This window comes from Cohnella laeviribosi DSM 21336 (genome assembly GCF_000378425.1).
In the GTDB taxonomy this organism is placed as follows: domain Bacteria; phylum Bacillota; class Bacilli; order Paenibacillales; family Paenibacillaceae; genus Cohnella; species Cohnella laeviribosi.
Genome location: NZ_KB899860.1, coordinates 1 through 20,785 on the forward strand (window position 1 = coordinate 1; position 20,785 = coordinate 20,785).

Annotated in this window: 22 protein-coding genes; 16 read left to right on the forward strand and 6 right to left on the reverse strand. The window is 58.7% G+C overall.

Features of this window, described 5'->3' with window-relative positions; all coding sequences use genetic code 11:
* The 5 genes from F560_RS0120270 to F560_RS0120290 all read right to left on the reverse strand — a co-directional run.
* Positions 1-202 (reverse strand): transposase (locus tag F560_RS0120270; RefSeq protein WP_019007570.1); only part of this gene is annotated, 202 nt, incomplete at its 3' end.
* A 309-nt stretch (positions 203-511) separates the two neighbouring features.
* The gene (locus tag F560_RS0120275; protein WP_019007571.1) at positions 512-1,045 is read right to left on the reverse strand and encodes a YfiT family bacillithiol transferase; all 534 of its coding nucleotides are present in this window, start codon (positions 1,043-1,045) and stop codon (positions 512-514) included.
* A gap of 36 nt (positions 1,046-1,081) precedes the next feature.
* Positions 1,082-2,875: an oligoendopeptidase F gene (gene pepF, locus F560_RS0120280; protein WP_026298430.1), complete on the reverse strand. Its 1,794-nt coding sequence runs from the start codon at positions 2,873-2,875 to the stop codon at positions 1,082-1,084.
* A gap of 303 nt (positions 2,876-3,178) precedes the next feature.
* The gene (locus F560_RS0120285) at positions 3,179-3,358 is read right to left on the reverse strand and encodes a hypothetical protein (protein ID WP_019007573.1); all 180 of its coding nucleotides are present in this window, start codon (positions 3,356-3,358) and stop codon (positions 3,179-3,181) included.
* Positions 3,359-3,391: 33 nt separating this feature from the next.
* Positions 3,392-3,625 carry a hypothetical protein gene (locus F560_RS0120290; protein WP_019007574.1) on the reverse strand — a complete coding sequence of 78 codons (234 nt, stop codon included), beginning with the start codon at positions 3,623-3,625 and terminating at the stop codon, positions 3,392-3,394.
* A 219-nt stretch (positions 3,626-3,844) separates the two neighbouring features.
* Here F560_RS0120290 and F560_RS0120295 point away from each other — a divergent pair, with 219 nt between their 5' ends.
* Entirely contained in the window at positions 3,845-4,042 is a 198-nt protein-coding gene (locus F560_RS0120295) for a cold shock domain-containing protein (protein ID WP_019007575.1), read from the forward strand.
* A 191-nt stretch (positions 4,043-4,233) separates the two neighbouring features.
* Here the strand turns inward: F560_RS0120295 and mnmA are convergent, their stop codons facing one another.
* On the reverse strand, positions 4,234-5,367 hold the full coding sequence (gene mnmA, locus F560_RS0120300) for a tRNA 2-thiouridine(34) synthase MnmA (RefSeq protein ID WP_019007576.1): 1,134 nt from the start codon (positions 5,365-5,367) through the stop codon (positions 4,234-4,236).
* 268 nt (positions 5,368-5,635) lie between these two features.
* Here mnmA and cymR point away from each other — a divergent pair, with 268 nt between their 5' ends.
* From cymR to F560_RS0120375, 15 genes are all read left to right on the forward strand, one after another.
* Positions 5,636-6,055 carry a cysteine metabolism transcriptional regulator CymR gene (gene cymR, locus F560_RS0120305; RefSeq protein WP_019007577.1) on the forward strand — a complete coding sequence of 140 codons (420 nt, stop codon included), beginning with the start codon at positions 5,636-5,638 and terminating at the stop codon, positions 6,053-6,055.
* Between the two features lie 12 nt (positions 6,056-6,067).
* A complete protein-coding gene (locus F560_RS0120310) occupies positions 6,068-7,231 on the forward strand; it encodes a cysteine desulfurase family protein (RefSeq protein ID WP_019007578.1) in 1,164 nt (387 codons plus the stop codon).
* Between the two features lie 39 nt (positions 7,232-7,270).
* Positions 7,271-7,795 carry a PRC-barrel domain-containing protein gene (locus F560_RS0120315; RefSeq protein WP_245554922.1) on the forward strand — a complete coding sequence of 175 codons (525 nt, stop codon included), beginning with the start codon at positions 7,271-7,273 and terminating at the stop codon, positions 7,793-7,795.
* A 5-nt stretch (positions 7,796-7,800) separates the two neighbouring features.
* A complete protein-coding gene (locus F560_RS0120320) occupies positions 7,801-8,007 on the forward strand; it encodes a hypothetical protein (RefSeq protein ID WP_026298431.1) in 207 nt (68 codons plus the stop codon).
* 254 nt (positions 8,008-8,261) lie between these two features.
* Positions 8,262-9,332 (forward strand): AI-2E family transporter, encoded by a 1,071-nt coding sequence (locus F560_RS0120325; protein WP_019007581.1) that lies wholly within the window; start codon positions 8,262-8,264, stop codon positions 9,330-9,332.
* Between the two features lie 375 nt (positions 9,333-9,707).
* Entirely contained in the window at positions 9,708-12,338 is a 2,631-nt protein-coding gene (alaS, locus tag F560_RS0120330; RefSeq protein WP_026298432.1) for an alanine--tRNA ligase, read from the forward strand.
* Positions 12,339-12,440: 102 nt separating this feature from the next.
* On the forward strand, positions 12,441-12,716 hold the full coding sequence (locus F560_RS0120335) for an IreB family regulatory phosphoprotein (RefSeq protein WP_019007583.1): 276 nt from the start codon (positions 12,441-12,443) through the stop codon (positions 12,714-12,716).
* A gap of 1 nt (position 12,717) precedes the next feature.
* A complete protein-coding gene (ruvX, locus tag F560_RS0120340) occupies positions 12,718-13,131 on the forward strand; it encodes a Holliday junction resolvase RuvX (protein WP_026298433.1) in 414 nt (137 codons plus the stop codon).
* Between the two features lie 11 nt (positions 13,132-13,142).
* Positions 13,143-13,451 (forward strand): DUF1292 domain-containing protein, encoded by a 309-nt coding sequence (locus tag F560_RS0120345; RefSeq protein ID WP_019007585.1) that lies wholly within the window; start codon positions 13,143-13,145, stop codon positions 13,449-13,451.
* 28 nt (positions 13,452-13,479) lie between these two features.
* The gene (locus F560_RS0120350; RefSeq protein ID WP_019007586.1) at positions 13,480-13,773 is read left to right on the forward strand and encodes a DUF1292 domain-containing protein; all 294 of its coding nucleotides are present in this window, start codon (positions 13,480-13,482) and stop codon (positions 13,771-13,773) included.
* Between the two features lie 245 nt (positions 13,774-14,018).
* On the forward strand, positions 14,019-15,287 hold the full coding sequence (gene mltG, locus F560_RS0120355; protein ID WP_019007587.1) for an endolytic transglycosylase MltG: 1,269 nt from the start codon (positions 14,019-14,021) through the stop codon (positions 15,285-15,287).
* Positions 15,288-15,426: 139 nt separating this feature from the next.
* Positions 15,427-16,341: a peptidase U32 family protein gene (locus F560_RS0120360; RefSeq protein WP_019007588.1), complete on the forward strand. Its 915-nt coding sequence runs from the start codon at positions 15,427-15,429 to the stop codon at positions 16,339-16,341.
* A 43-nt stretch (positions 16,342-16,384) separates the two neighbouring features.
* Entirely contained in the window at positions 16,385-17,653 is a 1,269-nt protein-coding gene (locus F560_RS0120365) for a peptidase U32 family protein (RefSeq protein ID WP_019007589.1), read from the forward strand.
* Positions 17,654-18,084: 431 nt separating this feature from the next.
* A complete protein-coding gene (locus F560_RS0120370; RefSeq protein ID WP_245554920.1) occupies positions 18,085-20,190 on the forward strand; it encodes a methyl-accepting chemotaxis protein in 2,106 nt (701 codons plus the stop codon).
* Positions 20,191-20,206: 16 nt separating this feature from the next.
* A complete protein-coding gene (locus tag F560_RS0120375) occupies positions 20,207-20,524 on the forward strand; it encodes a hypothetical protein (protein WP_019007591.1) in 318 nt (105 codons plus the stop codon).
* Positions 20,525-20,785 lie beyond the last annotated feature (261 nt).

Sequence of the window (20,785 nt, forward strand, 5' to 3'; positions counted from 1 at the left end):
CCAGCTTCTTCATTTTTTCGTAGTCCACAAACAATTGGGATTTCTCACCGGTGGGAGCAAACTGCCTTCTCCAAGCCCGAATACTTCTTACCGGGATGTCCAGCTCCTTGGATACTTCAGCCGGGGTTTTGCCGCTTTCTTGCATGTGCTTAACGGTTTGACGTTTAAACTCGTCGTCAAAATGTTGACGGATATCCCCCATGACACACCTCGACCTTTTGGTTGGTTATATTGTACGGGCCGCTACTACGGCGTGTCCACTTTTTAGTCTGCATGCACTGCGGGCCGGATACCCGATTTAATTGCCGTTTGGGCACTTAAATCGGGGGTTCGCGCGAGAACGGGTTCTGCAGTTGCTGTTATAGCAACTGCAGTTCCGCCCGGCCGGTCCTGCGCGCAACCGGAACAAAAACAGGACCTCCAGCCCCGCTTTTACACGGGTTCTGGAGGTCCATTTGTTCGTAAGATTGGGGATTATGGATGCCCCCTTTGGGACAGTCCCCATTCGTGTTTACCAACCGTTTCGTTGTCTCAGGGACGTGATTTGCGCGATATGATGCTTTCCGTGCCAGGCGGCAAAGGCGAGCAGCTCGTCGAGCCTCGTCGGACCGTTTGCCGGATGGATGAAGATACGGGCGAACGCGGAGTCGTCCAGCGACCGCAGCAGCACTCCCCACCTCTGTACAAGGCCTTCCGCGACCAGAAGGGAAGGGGAGACGGGCAGCTTCGCCGAATCCGCCAGGCGGGCCCATTCTTCTTCCTCGAACGTGGCGATTCTCGGCTCCCGTTCCGTGAGCCCGAGCTTAAAACGCGTATACTGCTGCGTGAGCGCGTCCGCGATATGATGGGCGACCTGGCGGACCGTCCACCCGCCGGGCCGGTAGCTCGTGTCGAGCTGCTCGTCGCTCAGGCCTTCGACGGCCCGGCGCAGCTCTTCCGGAACGGACGCAAGCTCACGGGTCCATCTTGCCAGATCCTCCGGCCCCGCCTGGGCCGGCTTTTCGAACCTTCCGATCGGATAGCGCAATGTTTCCAACGGATCCACGTGCCGATTTCCCCTTTCGACTCGTTGTTTCGCCTGTCAGTTTGCAAGCTGTTCCATTTGGTCAAGCAAGCTTTCGAAGACGCTCATGGCCTGCGCGATCGGTTCCGGCGTGGACATGTCGACGCCGGCTTTTTTCAGGATGTTGATCGAATAGTCGCTGCCTCCGCTTTTCAAAAAGCCGAGGTAACGTTCCACCGCCGGGTCGCCTTCGTCCAGAATCTGCTTGGCGAAGCTGGTCGCCGCGGAGAAGCCGGTGGCGTACTTGTAGACGTAAAAGCTCGTGTAGAAATGGGGGATGCGCGCCCATTCCATTTCGATGTCCTTGTCGACATGGACGTCGTTGCCGTAATATTTGAGGTTCAGGTCGTAGTAGATGGCGCAAAGCTCCTGCGGCGTCAGCGATTCGCCGTTTTCCGCCTTCGCGTGCACGATCTTCTCGAACTCCGCGAACATCGTCTGCCTGAACACCGTCGTCCGGAACTGGTCCGCGTAGTAGGTGAGCAGATACATCTTTTCCTTCGGGTCCTTGGACCGCTCGAGCAAATAGTTCATGAGCAGCGCCTCGTTCAGGGTGGAGGCGACTTCGGCCAGGAAAATCGTGTACTGCGCGTCCCTGTACTCGTTGTTTTTGTCCGAGTAGTAGGAATGCAGGGCGTGGCCCATCTCATGCGCAAGCGTGAACATGCTGTTCAGGTTGTCCTTATGGTTGAGCAGCACATACGGGTGAGTGCCGTACGCTCCCCAGCTGTACGCGCCGCTGCGCTTGCCTTCGTTCTCGTAGACGTCGATCCAGCCGTTGTCGAAGCCTTCCTGCAGCGTGCGGCGATAATCCTCGCCGAGCGGCGCGAGGCTGTCGTATACGGTTTTCTTGGCCTGCTCGTAGGAGATGTCCATATCGAATTCCTCGACCAGCGGCGCGAACAGATCGTACATATGCAGCTCGTCGACCTTCAGCAACTTTTTGCGCAGCTTCATGTACCGGTGCATGAGCGGAAGATGCCGGTGGATCGTCTCGATCAGGTTGTCGTACACGCTCTGCGGGATGTTGTCCCCGAACAGCGACATTTCGAGAGCGGACGGGTATTTGCGCGTTTTGGCGTAAAAAAGGTTTTTGGTCACGTTGGCGTTCAGCGTCGCGGCAAGCGTGTTCCGCCATTTGCCGTACGTGTCGTACATCGCTTTGAACGCTTCGCGGCGAACGTCCCGGTTGCGGCTTTCCAAAAATTGAATGTACCGGCCGTGCGTCAGCTCGACTTCCTCGCCCTGTTCGTTTTTGATTTTCGGAAACTTCATGTCCGCGTTGTTCATCATGCCGAAAATCGTGCTCGGGGCCTGGGAGATGTTGCCGACCTGCGCGAGCAGCGCTTCTTCGTTTTTCGACAGCACGTGCGGCTTTTGCCGCAGCATTTCCCGGAGCGTCCGCTTGTATGTAGCCTTCAGGGAAGGGTCTTCGATAAAGCTTTTGAGCTGGTCCTCGGACAGGGACAAAATTTCGGGCGTGATGAACGACAGGGCTTCGTTCACTTCCACGCTGAGCTTCTTCGCCTTGTCGGACAAAGCCTGGTAGCGGCTGTCCGCCATATCCTCGTGGTGGCGCATGTTCGCATACACGTAAAGGCGCTCCGTCGCAAGGGACAGTTCGTCTTCAAGCGCAAAGGCGGCGGCGATGGAGGCGGCGTCCTTCAGCTTGCCCTGATAAGCGGCGATGTCGCCGAGCTTCTTCCGGACTTCGGCGTATTCCGCATCCCAGGCGGCCTGGTCGGCGAACAGGTCTTCCAGCTTCCAACGGTATTCGGGCTTGGTTTCGCTTCGTTTCGGCAGATGATTCATGGCAAGTGACAACCTCCTCGTCTTGATAGGCTCGCGGAAAGCCTCGGAAGCCGCTCTGGAATCGGCGGTTTCCGGGATCGCCGCTGCCGCGCGGCCGGAAAGCGCGGCGAACGGCTCCGCGGCCGCATGGAACCATAATGACAACGCCGCCAAGGAGGCGGCGGACAACAGGACATACGATTTCACGGCGGACCTCCATGCGAGTGGAAATGGTTACCGTCGGTAGTATGTCCCGTCAGTCTCAATTATCATGCGCTCGCCCCCGGCAGCGCCGGGGGCGAAAGCTTGCCCGTCGCGCCGCCGTCAGGCGCCTGCGGAAAAAAAGCTGTACACGATTAACGCGAACGCAAACAAAATCATCAGCGACGAGACGAGGGCGAGCGGTTTGCGCAGCCGCCGGGGGATCGAGTCCCGCTGCCAGACGACGACGGCTCCAAGGCAGAAGGCGGCTATGGCATAAATAAGGATAGGATTGTCTTTCATTTTCAGTTTGCGGCCTCCTGTGGGCAAAATGGGTTAGACGGAGCGGAGCTTTTCAAGCGTCTGCCGCCGCTCTTCTTCGCCGCCGGGAAAATCGTTTGCCGAAAAATACCGCTCGGCCCAGTTTATCAGCTCCGGGCGGCTGACGAACCGGCGGCATTCTTCGCCCCACTGATCGGAAAGGTGACGGACGACGAGCGTCTTGCCCTGGACTTCCACCGTCAGCATGTTGTAGTTGTCGTGTTTGTAAATGATATGTTTGGCAAACATGGTTTCGGTCTCCCGTCTAGCCTCGCGCGGTCACGTATGGAAACGGTCCGGCCGTCCTTGCGCGAACGTCGTTTTATTTGATCATAGAAGAGATGGGCAAAGAAATCAACGTTTCCGCAGGAAAGATTCGGAAGCCATTACATATTGCTTCTTGTTTCCAAATAGGTTATAATGGTTTTATTCGCCGATCTACGGCGAGATTTCTAGGAGGTTTTTCATTTGAGAGGAACAGTTAAGTGGTTTAACGCAGAGAAGGGTTACGGCTTCATCTCGGTTGAAGAAGGTAACGACGTGTTCGTTCACTTCTCTGCAATCCAAGGTGACGGTTTCAAAACCTTGGAAGAAGGTCAAGCGGTTGAATTCGAAATTACGGAAGGTAACCGCGGACCGCAAGCATCCAACGTGGTGAAACTGTAAGTTCGCGTAAGCGGCTTATTTTCATATCACGAAAGAGCGCTAATAAACGAACCCCCGGCAACGGGGGTTTTTCCTTTTGACGGACCGGAAAAGGCGAATCGCCGCTGCCGGGCTTGCTTAAGCCCGCAGCGGCGATTTCGGTTTGCGCGTCCTGCCTTGTTGTCCAAGTGAGGACCGTTTGTCGTTTGCCTTCAGACGGCGGCGCTTGCCGCCGCTTTGTGCACCTGCCGGATCGTGCCGCCGCCGAGGCAGACGTCGCCGTCGTAGAACACGACGGCTTGGCCCGGCGTGACGGCTTTTTGCGGCGAATCGAATTCAACGTGCCAAAGCCCGTCCTCCCGCGGCGTGACGGTAACGCCCTGATCGGCCTGGCGGTACCGGAACTTCGCCGTGCAGCGGAAAGGGGAAGCGGGCGGCTGCGGGGCGATCCAGCTGACGTCCTCCGCGGTCAGGGCGGTCGAGTAGAGGGCGGGATGCGCATCGCCTTGGACGACGTACAGGACGTTGCGTTCCAGATCCTTGTCGGCCACAAACCACGGCTCGCCGCTTCCGGACCCGCCGATGCCGAGACCTTGCCGCTGGCCGAGCGTATAATACATCAGGCCGTCGTGCCGTCCCTTGACCTTGCCGGTATCCAGGTCGATCATCTCGCCGGGCTGGGCGGGGAGATACTGGCTCAAAAAGGCCTTGAAGTTGCGTTCGCCGATGAAGCAGATGCCGGTGCTGTCCTTTTTCTTGGCCGTGTACAATCCGGCCTCTTCGGCGATTTTGCGCACTTCGGGCTTCGGCAGATGCCCGATCGGGAACATCGCGCGGGACAGCTGCGATTGGTTCAAGGCGTGCAGAAAATACGACTGATCCTTGTTGCCGTCCACGCCGCGCAGCAGGCGGTAGGTGCCGTCGTCCGTCCGTTCGACGCGGGCGTAGTGGCCCGTGGCGATGACGTCCGCGCCGAGGTCCAGCGCCTTCTGGAGAAACTCGCCGAATTTGATTTCCCGGTTGCACATGACGTCGGGATTCGGCGTCCGGCCGCGCCGGTACTCGTCCAGGAAGTAGGAGAACACCTTTTCGCGGTACTCTTCTTCGAAATTCACGGTATAATAGGGGATGCCGATCTGGTCGCAAACGCGCCGGACGTCCTCCGCGTCGAGGTCCGCCGTGCAAACGCCGTTCTCGTCGGCATCGTCCCAGTTTTTCATAAATACGCCGATGACGTCGTAGCCTTGCCGCTTGAGCAAAAGGGCGGTCACCGAGGAATCGACTCCGCCGGACATGCCGACAACGACGCGTACGGAAGCGGGGTCGGCGGATCGAAAGTCAGTCATGAAAATCACTCCTTGCGGATTGCATCCGGGCGATCAACGGAATTCGTTGCGCACGGATTGTCCCCATTTTAGCACATCCTCGGGCGGCACACACGCGGGAAGGCAACTTTTCATGAAAATGACAGGAATATGTTGCGTTTTTTTTGCCCAAAAAGGTTGATGTTGTGTTAACATAGATATGATATGGGGATACTTCCCCTATTTTTGTGGCGATTTTTGCAAATCGCCCTATGGAAAACGACGAACCGCAATGAAAAAGAGGTGCTAAATGAAGATTTCCACCAAAGGCCGATACGGCTTGACCATTATGATGGAATTGGCGGCAAAATATGGGGAAGGCCCGATTTCGCTCAAAAGCATCGCGGAGAAAAACGGGCTTTCCGAGCATTATCTGGAGCAATTGATCGCTCCGCTGCGCAACGCGGGACTGGTCAAAAGCATCCGCGGCGCATACGGCGGCTATATTTTGTCCAGGGAACCGGAAGCGATGACGGCCGGCGACGTCATCCGGATTCTCGAAGGGCCGATCAGTCCGGTCGACTTTACGGAAGAAGACGATCCGGCCAAGCGGGACCTGTGGCTGCGCATTCGCGACAGCATCGCAAACGTCCTCGACTCCACGACGCTCGCCGATCTGGTCAACTTCAAGGACGAAGGGTCCCAGGACAACTACATGTTCTATATTTAGAAGGTGACGGACATGCCTCCGATTTATTTCGATTACGCGGCCACGGCGCCGATGTTGCCCGAAGCGATCCGGGCGTACGCGGAAGCGGCCGCTCTCGGTCCGGCCAATCCTTCGAGCCTTCACCGCTTCGGGCGGGAGGCGCGCGGAAGGGTAACCGCCGCGCGGGACGAGCTGGCCCGGATTCTGGGCTGCCATCCGGCGGAGCTTGTCTTTACCGGCGGCGGCACGGAAAGCGACAATGCGGCGCTATACGGCGCCGCGCATGCGCAGCGCCGGCGGGACCCGTCGCGAACGGGCATCGTGACGACGGCGATCGAGCATCACGCGGTGCTGAACAGCTGCCGCAAACTGGAGGAAGAGGGCTTCCAGGTGACGCTGCTGCCGGTTGACGGACGGGGGCGCGTTTCGCTGGAAGCCGCAGAAGCGGCGATCGGTCCTCAAACGGCCGTCGTAAGCATCATGACTGCGAATAACGAGACCGGCACCAAGCAGCCGATCGAAGAGATCGGGCGGCTTGCCCGGCAGCATGGAGCGGTTATGCATACCGACGCCGTTCAGGCGTTCGGCTATGAACCGCTCGATCTGTCTTCGCTGCCGGTCGACCTGATGAGTCTATCCGCGCACAAAATCGGCGGCCCCCAGGGCGTCGGCGCTCTATATATACGGAAGGGAACCCCGTTTCAACCGATGCTGCGCGGCGGTTCCCAGGAACGGAACCGCCGCGCCGGGACGGAAAACGTCGCGGGCATCGCGGCCTTCGCGGCGGCCGCCCGGCTTGCCGATGCAAACCGCGAGCAGCGCCGGATTCATGCCGAGTCGATCCGTTCGCGGCTGATCGAGGCGCTCTCAAGGGAACTGGGACCGGACGCGTTCCGCGTCAACGGCGATCCCGACCCTGCGGGCAGGCTGCCCAACATCCTCAACGTCAGCTTCCCCGGCATCTCAAGCGAGACGATGCTGATGAATCTCGATTTGGAGGGCGTCGCCGCCTCCGGCGGATCGGCCTGCACCTCGGGCTCCCTGAAGCCTTCGCACGTGCTTTTGGCGATGGGACTATCGGATCATTTTTGCAAATCGGCGGTCCGTTTCAGCTTCGGATTGGGCAATACTACGGAAGAAGCGGAAAAAACCGCAAAAATTACTGCAACCATTGCGGCGCGTTTGCGTAAAAAATAACAAGCGCCTCGCAAAAAGAGGTGCCGGCCCTTGCAAAACGTGCAACATCTGATCGGCTTACCGGTTCTTCTGGCGAACGGCAGGCAGGCCGGAAGAGTCCAGGACATCGGATTCGACGAGTTCTGGCGCCTTTCCTGCATCATTCTGGATAAGCGCATTTGGTTCCGAAAGGCGGTATACGCCGTCGATTGGTCGGATGTCGCGGCTTGCGGCGACGACGCGCTCGTCGTTTCCGCCCGCGCCGTCCTGCGCAAGATTCCGAGGCATCGCCTGCTGCGCACGTTTCAAACCGGCATCGTGAAGCTGAAGGAGCTTCCGGTGTACACGGTGGAAGGACGGGAGCTGGGCCGGGTCGCGGACGTTTATTTCCGCAGCCCGGAGGGTACACAGATAATAGGTTATGAATTAACGGACGGTTTTCTCGCGGATGTGTTCGAGGGACGGCGCCGGCTGATTTTGCCGGAGGGGTCCGAGGGCGTCTCCTTGGGCGAGAACGCCATCCTCGTGCCCGCTTCCTGCGAGCGGGTGCTGACGAGAGAACCCTACGCGGAAAGTGACAGGTGAAAACGATGATGAGATGCCCCAATTGCAATTCCAAGGATATCGGCAAGATCGGTTCCCATCAATTTTATTGCTGGAGCTGCTTTATCGAGCTGACGGTCAACGGCGATAAAATGTCGGTGTACCAGGTGGAAGAGGACGGAACGCTGAGCTCGCTCGACGACCTTTTCTTCGAAGAGCCGATTCCCCCGCAAGTTCACGCGAACGGCATGTAATTTTTACGACGTTCGGGAGGCTTTGGCTTCTTCCTTGCGTCCGTTCGCCGATCGGACAAGCCCTTGCATTGCATTCGCAAAGGGTGTTGTGTTTGATGCGCGCAAATCCCGGCGCTCGTTCTTCGAGCGGCCGGGATTTTTCGTTGGCGAAGCGGCTTTGAAGCCGTTTTGGATTTGGCGGTTTAACGGGAGGGACAAGTACATATACTGGAAGGAGACCCGGCGGAAAAGCCGAACGAATCGGGGGTGCGGGCATGAACCGGTTTGCGCAAAGCCGCCTTTTTACCGTTCTGGTTTATACGATTCTCATCCTGACCGCCTTGTTCCTTCTCCGTCTTGTCCGCCCGATGCTGCTGTCGGTTTACGGGTTCCTGAAGGCGGTATCGGCTCCGTTCCTGATCGCCATGATCATCGCGTACGTGCTGAATCCCGTAGTGGAAATGCTGCACGAGCGGAAGGTGCCGCGGACGGCGGCGGTGCTGCTCATTTACGCGGTCTTCATCGGATCGAGCGCCGTCATCTTCGTGAACGTGACCCCGATGTTCATCGGCCAGGTGCGCGAGCTGAACGAGCACGTTCCGGAAATGACGATGCGCGCCCAAAGCCTGATGAACCATTTCAACAACAACGATTTGTTCCCCGAAACCGTGCGCAACGGCATCAATCGCGCGATCGCGGGGGTGGAGAAGCAGATCGCCGAACGGGTGACGGAATTTCTGAACAATATCGGAGCGGTCGTGAACGTTTTTTTTCTGGCGATGATCGTTCCGTTTCTCGCGTTTTACATTTTGAAGGATATGGATGTGCTGGAGCGCGCCGTGCTGAAGTATGTGCCCCGAGCCAAGCGCAAGCCGACGGTGCGGATGCTGAAGGAAATCGACCAGGCGCTCGGCAGCTACATTCGCGGCCAATTGCTCGTTTCCGTGTGCATCGGACTGACCGCGTACGTCGGCTATCTGCTGATCGGGATGCCGTATCCGCTGCTGTTGGCCGCGTTCGTCGCGCTGTTCGATATCATTCCCTATCTCGGGCCGTTTCTGGGCGCGCTGCCCGCGCTCATTATGGCTTCGACGATTTCGTGGAAAATGGTGCTGCTCGTAATCGTCGTCAACACGCTCTGCCAAACGCTGGAAAGCAACGTGATCAGCCCGCAGGTGGTCGGCAGGTCGATGCATATTCATCCGTTGACGATCATTTTCGTGCTGCTGATCGGAGGGGAGCTGGCCGGCGTCGTCGGCATGATTTTGGCGGTGCCGTTTTACGCCGCCGCCAAAGTGGTGGCGCAGCACCTGTTCGGCTACTACATTCGGCGAAAAACCGTTTGACATCGCCGGAGCGCGTTGACTATAATCAATACAACTGTGTATATTGGCCAAAGCCATGACGGGACAAGAGTACGCCGAAGCCCGCAAGCCAGAGAGAAGATTCTACCGTTCGTTTTTGCGTCCTTTTCATTCGGGACGTGGAAAGCGCCTTCCGCGAAGAACGAACCGTAGCTGGAAGAATCTTTATTGCGAAGAACGGGGGAAGCCGGTTCCGGAGTTCGACTTGCAATCGACGGGAGGGCCCGTTAGCGCCCGCATCGAGGCGATTGCGCGCATTTGCGCGCGATAACCAGGGTGGTACCGCGAATTCGTTCGTCCCTGACTGTTCAGGGGCTTTTTTATTTGGCGAAGGAGGACAACAAACCGATGAAACCGATGAAGGCCGCGGAAATCCGCGAAAAATGGCTGAAATTTTTTGCTTCCAAAGGACATCACGTCGAGCCGAGCGCGTCGCTTGTGCCGCACAACGATCCGTCGCTGCTGTGGATCAACGCGGGAATGGCGCCGCTCAAGCCTTATTTCGACGGCAGGGTGAAGCCGGACAATCCGCGCATCGCCAATTCGCAAAAGTGCATCCGCACCAACGATATCGAAAACGTCGGCAAAACGCGCCGCCACCACACGTTTTTCGAAATGCTCGGCAACTTCTCGATCGGCGATTACTTCAAGGAAGAAGCGATTACGTGGGCGTGGGAGTTTCTGACAAGCCCCGAGTGGATCGGCTTCGATCCCGACCGGCTGTCGGTCACGGTTCACCCGGACGATGAGGAAGCGTACCGCTACTGGAACGAGAAGATCGGCATTCCGGCCGAACGCATCGTCAAGCTGGAAGACAATTTCTGGGATATCGGCGAAGGCCCGTGCGGTCCCTGCACCGAAATTTTTTACGACCGCGGCGACAAGTACGGCGATCTGTCCGATCCCGAATGCCGGCCGGGCGGCGAGAACGAACGCTTCCTCGAAGTGTGGAACCTCGTCTTCTCGCAGTACAACCATAACAAGGACGGCAGCTACACGCCGCTTCCGAACAAGAATATCGATACCGGAGCGGGACTGGAGCGCTTCGCTTCGATCGTGCAGGACGTCGACTCCAACTTCGACACCGACCTGTTCCAGCCGATTATCGCGCATGTGTCCCGCATCTCCGGCGTCGCCTACAAGCAAAGCGCGGAAACCGACGTGGCGCTCAAGGTGATCGCCGACCATATCCGCACGGTCGTGTTCGCCGTCGGCGACGGGGTGCTGCCTTCCAACGAGGGCCGCGGCTACGTCATCCGCCGCCTGCTGCGCCGCGCCGTCCGCTACGGCAAAGTGCTCGGCGTCGACCGTCCGTTCCTGTGGGAGCTGACGCCGACGGTCGGCGACATCATGGGTTCGTATTACACCGAAATCGTCGAAAAGCGCGAGTTCATCGAAAAGGTGATCCGCACCGAGGAGGAGCGGTTCCACGAGACGCTGAGCGAGGGGCTGGCGATTTTGGCCGATCTGTGCGGCAAAGCCAAAAGCGAGGGCAAATCGGTCATCTCCGGGCCGGACGCCTTCAAGCTGTACGATACGTACGGCTTCCCGCTCGACTTGACGGAGGACTACGCCGCGGAGCAAGGGATGACGGTCGACCGCGAAGGTTTCGACGCGGCGATGGAAGAGCAGCGCGAGCGCGCCCGCTCGGCCCGCCAGGAGACGGACAGCATGAAGGTTCAGGGCGGACCGCTGGCGGACTTTACGGAGAAAAGCGAATTTGTCGGCTACGACCTGCTGACGGAGAACGCGCGCGTCATCGCGATCGTGTCGGGCGACAGCCTCGTCGAATCGGCGTCGGCGGGCGACCAGGTCGCGGTGCTGCTTGACCGGACGCCGTTCTACGCGGAAAGCGGCGGCCAGGTCAGCGACAAGGGCACGCTGAAGGGCGACGGCGTCGCGGCGGACGTAACCGGCCTGTACAAGGCGCCGCACGGCCAGCATGTGCACCTCGCGACGGTCGCCTCCGGAACGCTGAAGGTCGGGGACCTGGTGACGGCAAGCGTAAACAGCGAGGAACGCAGCGACATCGTGCGCAACCATACGGCGACGCACCTGCTGCACAAGGCGCTGAAGGAAGTGCTCGGCACGCACGTGAACCAGGCGGGCTCGCTCGTCGAGCCGGAGCGGCTGCGCTTCGACTTCTCGCACTTCGGCGCCGTGACGCCGGAGGAGCTGGCGGAAGTGGAGCGTCGGGTCAACGAGCAAATCTGGCTCGGCACCGAGGTCGACATTAGCTACAAGCCGCTTGCCGAAGCGAAGGCGATGGGGGCGATGGCGCTGTTCGGCGAGAAATACGGCGACATCGTGCGCGTCGTGCGCGTCGGCGACTACAGCCTTGAGCTCTGCGGCGGCTGCCATGTGCGCAACACGGCGCAAATCGGCCTGTTCAAGCTCGTCAGCGAGAGCGGCATCGGCTCCGGCGTCCGCCGGATCGAGGCGGTCACCGGCCGCCATGCGTACCGTTATTTGGACGAGCAATTGGGCATTTTGCGGGAGGCGGCTGCGCTGCTCAAGACGAACGTGGCCGACGTGCCGAAGCGGATCGAGGCGCTGCAGGGAGACATCCGCCAGCTGCAGCGCGACAACGAGTCGCTGCAGAGCAAGCTGGGCCGGCTGGAGGCAGCCCAGCTTGTATCGAAGGCGGCCGAAGTCGGCGGCGTGAAGCTGCTTGCCGCGCAGGTGAACGCCGGCGGCATGGACGCGCTGCGCGGCATCGCCGACGAGCTGAAGGCAAAGCTCGGCTCCGCCGTGCTGGCGCTCGGCGCCGTTATTGACGACAAGGTGCAGCTTGTCGTCGCCGTTACGCCGGATTTGACCGCCAAAGGTCTGCACGCGGGCAAGCTGATCAAAGAGCTTGCGGCCATCTGCGGCGGAGGCGGCGGCGGCAAGCCGGAACTTGCGCAGGCGGGCGGCAAAGACCCGTCCAAGCTCGCCGAAGCGCTGGGCGCAGCGGAGCGGCTGGTGCTCGCCCAATTGAACGGCTGAAGCGGCCGCAAGAGGCCTTGACGCTCCAAGGCCTCTTCATTTCCTGTACGTTCGAGAATATGATATGATGGGTTATATGTGTATTTTAGCGAGGTGCTCAAGATGAACTCGTCGGACAAAAACCACCTGGACCAGACGGTCAAGTTCAACGTCGTGCAGGAGCCCGAAGAACTGTCTTCGCGGGACATTCTGCTGGCCGTGTATAACGCATTGGTGGAAAAGGAATATCATCCGATCAACCAGATTGTCGGATACCTGCTGTCCGGAGACCCGGCCTACATCCCTCGTCACAACAACGCGCGCAGCCTGATACGCAAGAAGGAGCGAGACGAGCTGCTTGACGAGCTCGTGCGCTTTTATCTTCAGCACAACCGGTAAGATGCGAATACTGGGTCTGGATTACGGAGACAGAAGGATCGGAGTGGCGCTGAGCGACGCGTTTGGCTGGACGGCGCAGGGATTGGAAGTCATCGATCGGAAAACTCCCGACGGGCACATCAAGAGAATCGCAGACTTGGTGCGAGAGAACGAGGTCGAGGAAATCGTCGTCGGACTGCCGAAAAACATGAACGGAACGATCGGCCCCCGAGGCGAAATTTGCCTGGAATTTGCCGAGCAGCTAAGGCAAACGTTATCGTTGCCTGTCCATGTTTGGGATGAGCGTCTTTCGACGGTTGCGGCCGAGCGAGCGCTTCTGGAGGCGGACGTCAGCCGCGGCAAACGCAAAAAAGTGATCGACAAGATGGCTGCGGCCATTTTGCTGCAAAGTTATTTGGACTCCCGGAAGAAATGAGGAATCGAAAAATGGCCAAGGAGACAAACAGGGAAGAAGAGGCGGAGATCATCTACATTCCGGATGACGAAGGCAATGACGAGGCGTTTGAGGTCATCATGCGCTTTGAGCCGGACGACGGCACCGACCGCAAATACATTTTGCTGGTGCCCGCGGACGACGAAGCGGAAGAGCAGGAAGTGTACGCTTTCCGTTACGAGGAAGAAGACGGCGGCGAGATCAAGCTGCATCCCATCGAGGATCAGGAAGAGTGGGATATGGTCGAGGAGACCTTCAATACGCTGACGGCGGAATTCGGCGACGAGGACGGGAAGCTTTGAGAAAGCGGTTGGCGAAGGAGGGATCGGCATGAGCGAACCGAACGGAGGGCATCCTTCGCTTCGCAGCGTCTTCGGCGACGCGATCGAGCTGGACGGCGAGGGCGGCGTCTATCGGATCGTCGCGGAATTGACGGTCGGCGGCCGCGCTTATGCGGTTCTCCAGTCCGACGAGATGCGCAAGGAAGGAACGGTCGAGGTGTTCCGGGTGACGGCCGGACCGGACGGGCATCCGGAGCTTGAGACCGTAGAGGACGACGACGAATGGGAAACCGTCGCCGAGGCTTACGACGATTTGCAGTTCGGCGGAGACGAGCGCCCGTAGAATCGGCCGCCGCAACGGATGCGGACGGCCGGAGCCGGGCGGCTGAAGACGGCAAAAAGAAGGCAATTACAAGGAGCGGGCGACCGCTCTTTTGCATGACGATCGGGAACGGTCAACAAATCGGCCATGTGGCTTCTCCCCTTATCCTGATCGTTTTGCGCAAAACGCGAAAAACGCTAAAACGGAAACGCCCGCTTGCAAGGCGCAGCCGTTTTCCTTGAATGTGTCCGGCAGGAGGGATGGAAATGGCCAAAGACAACGACGATCAGGCAACCGGATGGAAATCGCTGTTTCCAGGCGACCGGCTGAATCCGGAGGAGGACGAAACCGAGCCCGGAAACGGGAATCGGACCGGCGAGCCGGCGGAGCCTGCCGCTGGCGGCAGGCCCGAGGACGGGCTTGCGGACGCCGGGCCGCAGGACCCGGATCGGCCGGCCGGTTACCGGCGGCGCAAGCCCCGTCCGGTGCTGTGGTCGTTTTTTATCGCGCTTGGCATCGTGCTGGTCGCCGCGGGTTCGGTGCTTTTTTACGTATGGAACGGTCTGCGTCCTGCGGCTGCCTCGGATCGGCCGGTCCGGTTTACGATCGAGAAGGGCAGCCGGGCGGACAAGGTCGCCGAAGTGCTGGAGGAGAACGGGCTGATCCGCAACGCTTTTCTGTTCAGCTACTGGCTTAAGCTGAAAAACGAAGGTTCGCGCTTTCAGGCCGGAGAATACGAAATGACGCCCGGCATCACGCGGGAGGAAATCGTCGCGAAGCTGAACGCGGGGGACACGGTTGCCGCCGAGACGGTCCGCTTTACGATTCCCGAAGGCTTTACGGTCGTGCAGATGGCCGATCGGCTCGCGTCGGAAGGCATCGCCGACAAGGAAAAGTTCCTTGCCGCCCTGAAAAATCCGTCGCAATTTACGGGATCCGTCTGGGCCAAGCTCATTCCGAACGACGCCGATTTGCGCTATCCGCTGGAAGGCTATCTTTTTCCGGATACGTACGAGCTTCCGAAAGGCAGCACGGAGACCGATATCATCAACCGCATGCTGTCGGAGCTCGACAAGAAGCTGGGCCAGCTTCCCGAGGATTGGCAGACGACGCTTGAGGAACGCGGCATGACGGTTCACGAGCTGCTCACGATCGCCTCTCTTGTCGAACGCGAGGTCGTGCTGGACGAGGAACGGCCGATCGTCGCCAGCGTCATCGAGAACCGGTTGAACAAAAAGATGCCGCTGCAAATCGACGCGACGATCCAGTATTTGCTCGACAAGCCGAAAGAGAAGCTGACCGAAAACGATTTGAAGGTCGACAGTCCTTACAACACGTACCGGAACCCCGGCCTGCCGCCGGGACCGATCGCTTCGCCGAGCCTCAAGTCGATCGAAGCGGCGCTGTATCCGGCGGATACGGACTACTTCTACTACGTGACCAAGAAAGACGGCTCGAACCGGCATCTGTTTGCCGCGACGTACAAGCAGCATCAGAAAAACAAAGAACTGAGCGAACAAAACGAGAAAAACTGACGGCGCACTTTGCAAGTCAGTCATCCTTAACGGGCCCGGCGCAGGCGATTGCGGACCCTCCTTGCGGGAGGCGAAGCTTTCGGCGTCGGGTCGTCATCATTCACGGAGGTGAACGGCCATCGAAAGGTCGACTGCAGAATTGCTCGTGTCCGCCGGCTCCGTCAGCCAGATGGAGCGTTACGTTCGGGCCGGCGCGAGCGCGGTGCTGATCGGGGAAGCGCGCTTCGGCATGCGATTGCCGGGCGATATTCCCGAAAGTCAAATCGAAGAAGCGATCAAGCGGGCCCATGAGCTTGGCGCTAAAGCGTATGTGTCGATGAACAAGCTGTTTCGCAACGAGGAGCTGGCCGCCTTGCCGGATTATATCCGGCTGGTCGCAAACGCGGGGGCGGACGCGATCGTGTTCGGCGATCCCGCTCTGCTGCTGAACGTCCGGGAGGTTGCGCCCGGGATTCCATTGCATTGGAACGCCGAGATGACCGGCACCAACTCCGCCGCAGCCGCCTATTGGGGGCGCAAAGGCGCGGTGAGGGCCGTTCTGGCCCGGGAGCTGAACGAAGAGGAAATCATCGGGTTCAAGCGTCAGACGCAGCTTGAAGTGCAAGTTCAAGTCCACGGCGCGACCAATATTTATCACTCCTACCGCAATCTGTTGCAAAGCTATATGGATCATCTCGGCAAAGCCACCCGGCTGGTCGATTTGGGCGAGGACCGCGGGCTTTATCTGGTCGAAGCGGAGCGCCCCGATGAAAGGTTGCCCGTTTATGAGGACGCCAACGGCACGCACGTGATGAGCGCGGACGACATCTGCCTGCTGGAGGCGCTGCCGGAGCTGCTCGCGGCCGGCGTCGACAGCCTGTTCGTCGAGCCGCTGCTTAAGTCGGAGGAATACAACGAGACGGTGCTCCGCGCGTACCGGAGCGCGATCGACCGCTGGTTTGCCGATCCGGACGGATACGAGCTTGACGAGCGGGCGCTGGACGAAATCCATGCGCTGCAGCCGTCCGACCGGGAGCTTAGCTTCGGATTTTTGTATAAGGAACAGGTTTATTGACCGAACGTAAACCCATCATTTTTCGAGTCAAGGAGGAATGAAGATGAACAGCGCGGTTCTGTCGGCGGATGCGGCCCCGGCCCCCGGCAAGGGAAGGCGCTACCGGCTTGACAAGCCGGAGCTGCTGGCGCCCGCCGGCAGCCTGGAGAAACTGAAATTTGCCGTGCGCTACGGAGCGGACGCCGTCTATATCGGAGGCCGGAAGTACGGGTTAAGGTCCAATGCCGACAATTTCAGCATCGAAGAGATGCGCGAAGGCGTCGAATTCGCTTCCCGGTACGGCGCCAAAGTGTTTGTCGCGACGAATATTTTCGCTCACCAGGAAGATTTGCCGGGAGTCGGCGACTATTTAAAACAGCTTGAGGATGCGGGCATTTCGGCCATCATCGCCGCGGACCCCGCCATCGTCGAAATCGCGCTCAAGACGACTCCGGGACTGGAGGTCCATCTCAGCACGCAGCAGTCGACGATGAACTGGCAGGCGGTGCGGTATTGGAAAGAGGAGGGTCTGCCGCGCGTCGTGCTCGCCCGGGAAACGACAATGGAGGAAATCCGGGAAATCAAATCCCGCGTCGACATCGAGGTGGAAGTGTTCATTCACGGGGCGATGTGCTCGTCGGTCTCCGGACGTTGCGTCCTGTCCAACCACTTTACGGACCGCGACTCCAACCGGGGAGGCTGCTGCCAGTCGTGCCGCTGGAAATACGATTTGCGCTCGGACGGGAAACCGGTTGCGGAGCCGGGAGAGCATCTGTTCACGATGGGAAGCAAGGATTTGTGCATGATCCGTCATTTGCCCGATCTGATCGACGCGGGCGTGGACAGCTTCAAAATCGAAGGCCGGATGAAAAGCATCCATTACGTGGCTTCCGTAGTCAATGCGTACCGCCAGGCGATCGACGCCTATATGGCCGATCCGGAAGGGTATACGATATCCCCCGACTGGATCGCCGACATCGGCAAGGCGGCGAACCGGCCGCTCAGCACCGGTTTCTTCTACGGCACGCCGGGGGCGAACGAGCACATCTACGAGCCGGAGGAAAAGCCCGCGCCTTACGATTTTGCGGCCGTCGTGCTCGATTACAATCCTTCCACCGGCGTGGCGACCGTGCAGCAGCGCAGCCCGTTCAAGCCGGGGATGGAAGTGGAATTTTTCGGCCCCGGCGGGCGCAGCTTTACCCAACGGGTCGGCGAGATCAGCGACGAGCAGGGCAATAGGCTCGATGTCGCGCGCCATCCGCTGCAGACGATCCGGCTCCGGACCGATTGTCCGGTGGAACCTTGGGACATTATGCGCAAGAAAATCGGGTAAAAAGAGTGCCGTCCGTAATCCCGAAAGACGAACGTACCGGTAACCTTGGCGTTCATTGGCGGCTGCGGCGGCTTGCGGACCGGCGTTCGGGATGGGCGGAACGCTGCCGTTCATCCCTTCCGAATGCCGCATGCGGGCCCGGTTTTGCCGGATTGTTCGTCCATTTACACGTTAGGTTGCGGCCGCGATAATTTTGTAACACCTTCCAATCAAGTTTGGTTATTTATACAAAAAAGAAAAAAATCGAATTTATTAAAGGATTCTAATCGGTGCTTGTCGAAAAAGCTCTAGTAATGTAATTCATTGCCAAAAGGGGGCAGTTGAAGGGCTTAATACGAAGGTACTAGGAGGTACCGACAAGTTTTTCGATTTTTTTCGTCACTAATAGCCGGAGGGTGTTACAGCAGATGAAGAAGACGTGGCGTGATCGTATGAATGAGGTTGATTGGAAAAAGGGCAAAGGAGCCGCAGGCAATTATGCGCGGCGTCTGGGAAGCAGCTTGAAAAACGTGAAGATCAGTTCGCCGATTCATTCGGTCGGCATGAAGCTGTTTCTGATTATTTTTTGCGGCATTCTCGTATGCGTCGTGTCGCTCGGCGTGTTTTCCTATTCGAAGTCGCGCAACGTGATCGAGAGCAAGGTATCCCGTTCCAGCATTGAAACGTCGATTCAGACCGCCGGCCGGGTCGACCTGCTCCTGAGCAACTACGAGCGCAAGACGATGGAATTCCTGTCCGATCAGGAATTTACGACGTTGCTGTCCAATGCCGTCAGCTCGAAAGACGACTACGAAAAGTTCGACAGCCAGCGCAGCCTGACCAACAAGCTGTCCTCGGTCATGCTGTCGGACTCGATGCTCACGGGCATTTACTTGATTCCGTCGAATCCGGACATGGACGTGATCGGCACGGTTTCGAGCGGCGCGCTGCCGAACGTCAAGGAGAATATGCCGGCATTTGTCAGCCAAATGGTGGAGGCTTCCGGCAGAGTCGTTTGGGTTCCGACGATGGCGAAAGGCATTTCGGGGCAGCTGGACAACGGCACGATCGCGGTCGGACGCGCCATGATGAGCGTCAACAGCAACGAACCTTACGTGCTGGTCATCGAAATCGGCGTATCCGCGCTGGAGAACATGCTGAGTACGGTCAACTTCGGCAAAAACAGCTCGACCTACATCGTCGCCCCGGACGGAACCGTCGTGTACTCCGAAAATCCGGAGGAGCTCGGCAAGCCTTACGCGCATTCGGTTCCGGAGGACCAGTCTTCGACGAAGTTCGAAGACCAAGGCCGGGAATACCTGTCCGTCGGCGCGGCCATTGCGTCCAACGGATGGAAGATCATCGGGAATATTCCGATCTCGGAGTTGACGAAGGACGCCAAGGCGATCGGCCAATTGACCTGGATTATGGGCGTGCTGTCGGCCTTGATCGCGGCCGCCATCGGCTTGTATATCGTATGGTCGGTCGGCAAGCCGCTCGGCCAGTTGCGGATGCTCATGAACCAAGGGGAACGCGGCAATCTGACGGTCCGCGCCAACTTCCGCTCGAAGGATGAAATCGGCCAGGTGGCGGACAGCTTTAACCGCATGATGGAAAATATTACGAACTTGGTCATGAAAACGACCGAATCGGCTGCCGAGGTGCTGTCGACGGCTTCGTCGCTGTCCGACGCTTCCCGCAAGACGGCCGACGCGGCCAAGGAAATCGCCATCGCCACCGAAGAAATCGCCAAGGGCGCAACCAACCTGGCGGTGGAATCGGAGCGCGGAAGCGAGAAGACAAACGAAATCGGCAATCAGGTGCAATCGGTCATCGCGTCCAACGCGGAGATGGGCCGTTCCGCGGCCGAAGTGGAGGAAGCCGGCCGCAGAGGGACCGAATATATGGCCGGATTGATCGAGAAGACGGGACAGACCGAAGAGATGACCCGTTCGATGGTGGAGAAAGTGGACAAGCTGAAGGACAGCACCCGCTCCATCCGCAAAATTCTCGACGTCTTGAACAATTTGACGAAGCAAACCAACATTCTTTCGCTTAACGCGACAATTGAAGCCGCGCGCGCGGGAGCGGCGGGCAAAGGCTTCATGGTCGTCGCCGACGAGATTCGCAAGCTCGCGGACCAATCCAGGCAGTCGATCGGCGTCGTCGGCGAAGTGGTCGAGTCGATCCAGAAAGAGATCGACGAAACCGTAGCGGTGCTGTCCGAAGCCTATCCTCTGTTTAAACAGCAGATCGAATCGGTCCGGGAAGCGACGGAAATTTTCCATAACGTTCAGGAGCATATGAACATGTTCGCGCAGCGGCTCGATTCGGCAACGGAGTCGGTCAGCCGCCTGGAAGAAGCGCAATCGACGCTGTCTCTGGCGATGACCAACGTAAGCGCGGTCGCGCAGGAAGCGTCGGCGACCTCCGAACAGGTCGCTTCGCTCAGCAACGAGCAGTTGAACATCAGCGAAGGGCTCGTGCAATTGTCGAACCGTCTCGAATCCGTGTCGGTTCAACTGCGCGAATCGCTTTCGAAATTTACGGTGGGGTAAGAAACGGGATGCCTTGATGCGGTCGGGCAAGCTTCGGCTTGTCCGGCCGTTTTTTTGTCGTTATCCGTCCGCCGACAAGCTGACGGCGGACGGCTTTTGGCCACGGCATGACCGTGCGTTCGCAACGATTGCGATGAAGCTGCACCGTTTGCCTTTCGGCGCAACGATTGCGCTGAGACTGTACCAACCTACCTTCGATGTAACGATTGTGCAGAATCTGCACCGCTTGACTTTCGACGTAACGATTGCGCTGAGACTGCATCACCCCTCCTTCGATGCAACAATTGCGCAGAATCTGCACCGCTTGACTTTCGACGTAACGTGTTACCGCTGAAGCATAACGTCCAATTGCTGATGGGATTGCCTGTCCGGAAGTTGCTGAATATAATGACCGTATCACAGAAAAGGAAAAGGATGCTTCCCTTTTATGTGGGCCTGCAGCAACAGGCTCACGGGATGCATCCCCTACCCAACATGATCATTGTAACAGAGTATGAGCTGGTTGAGAAGACTCCCGGCGTTTTCAGTTCGATGTGCAGAGTTGGTCCCCTCACCTTGTTGTGGAGAAGCGCTTAGTGTGATCGGCAGTCGGCGG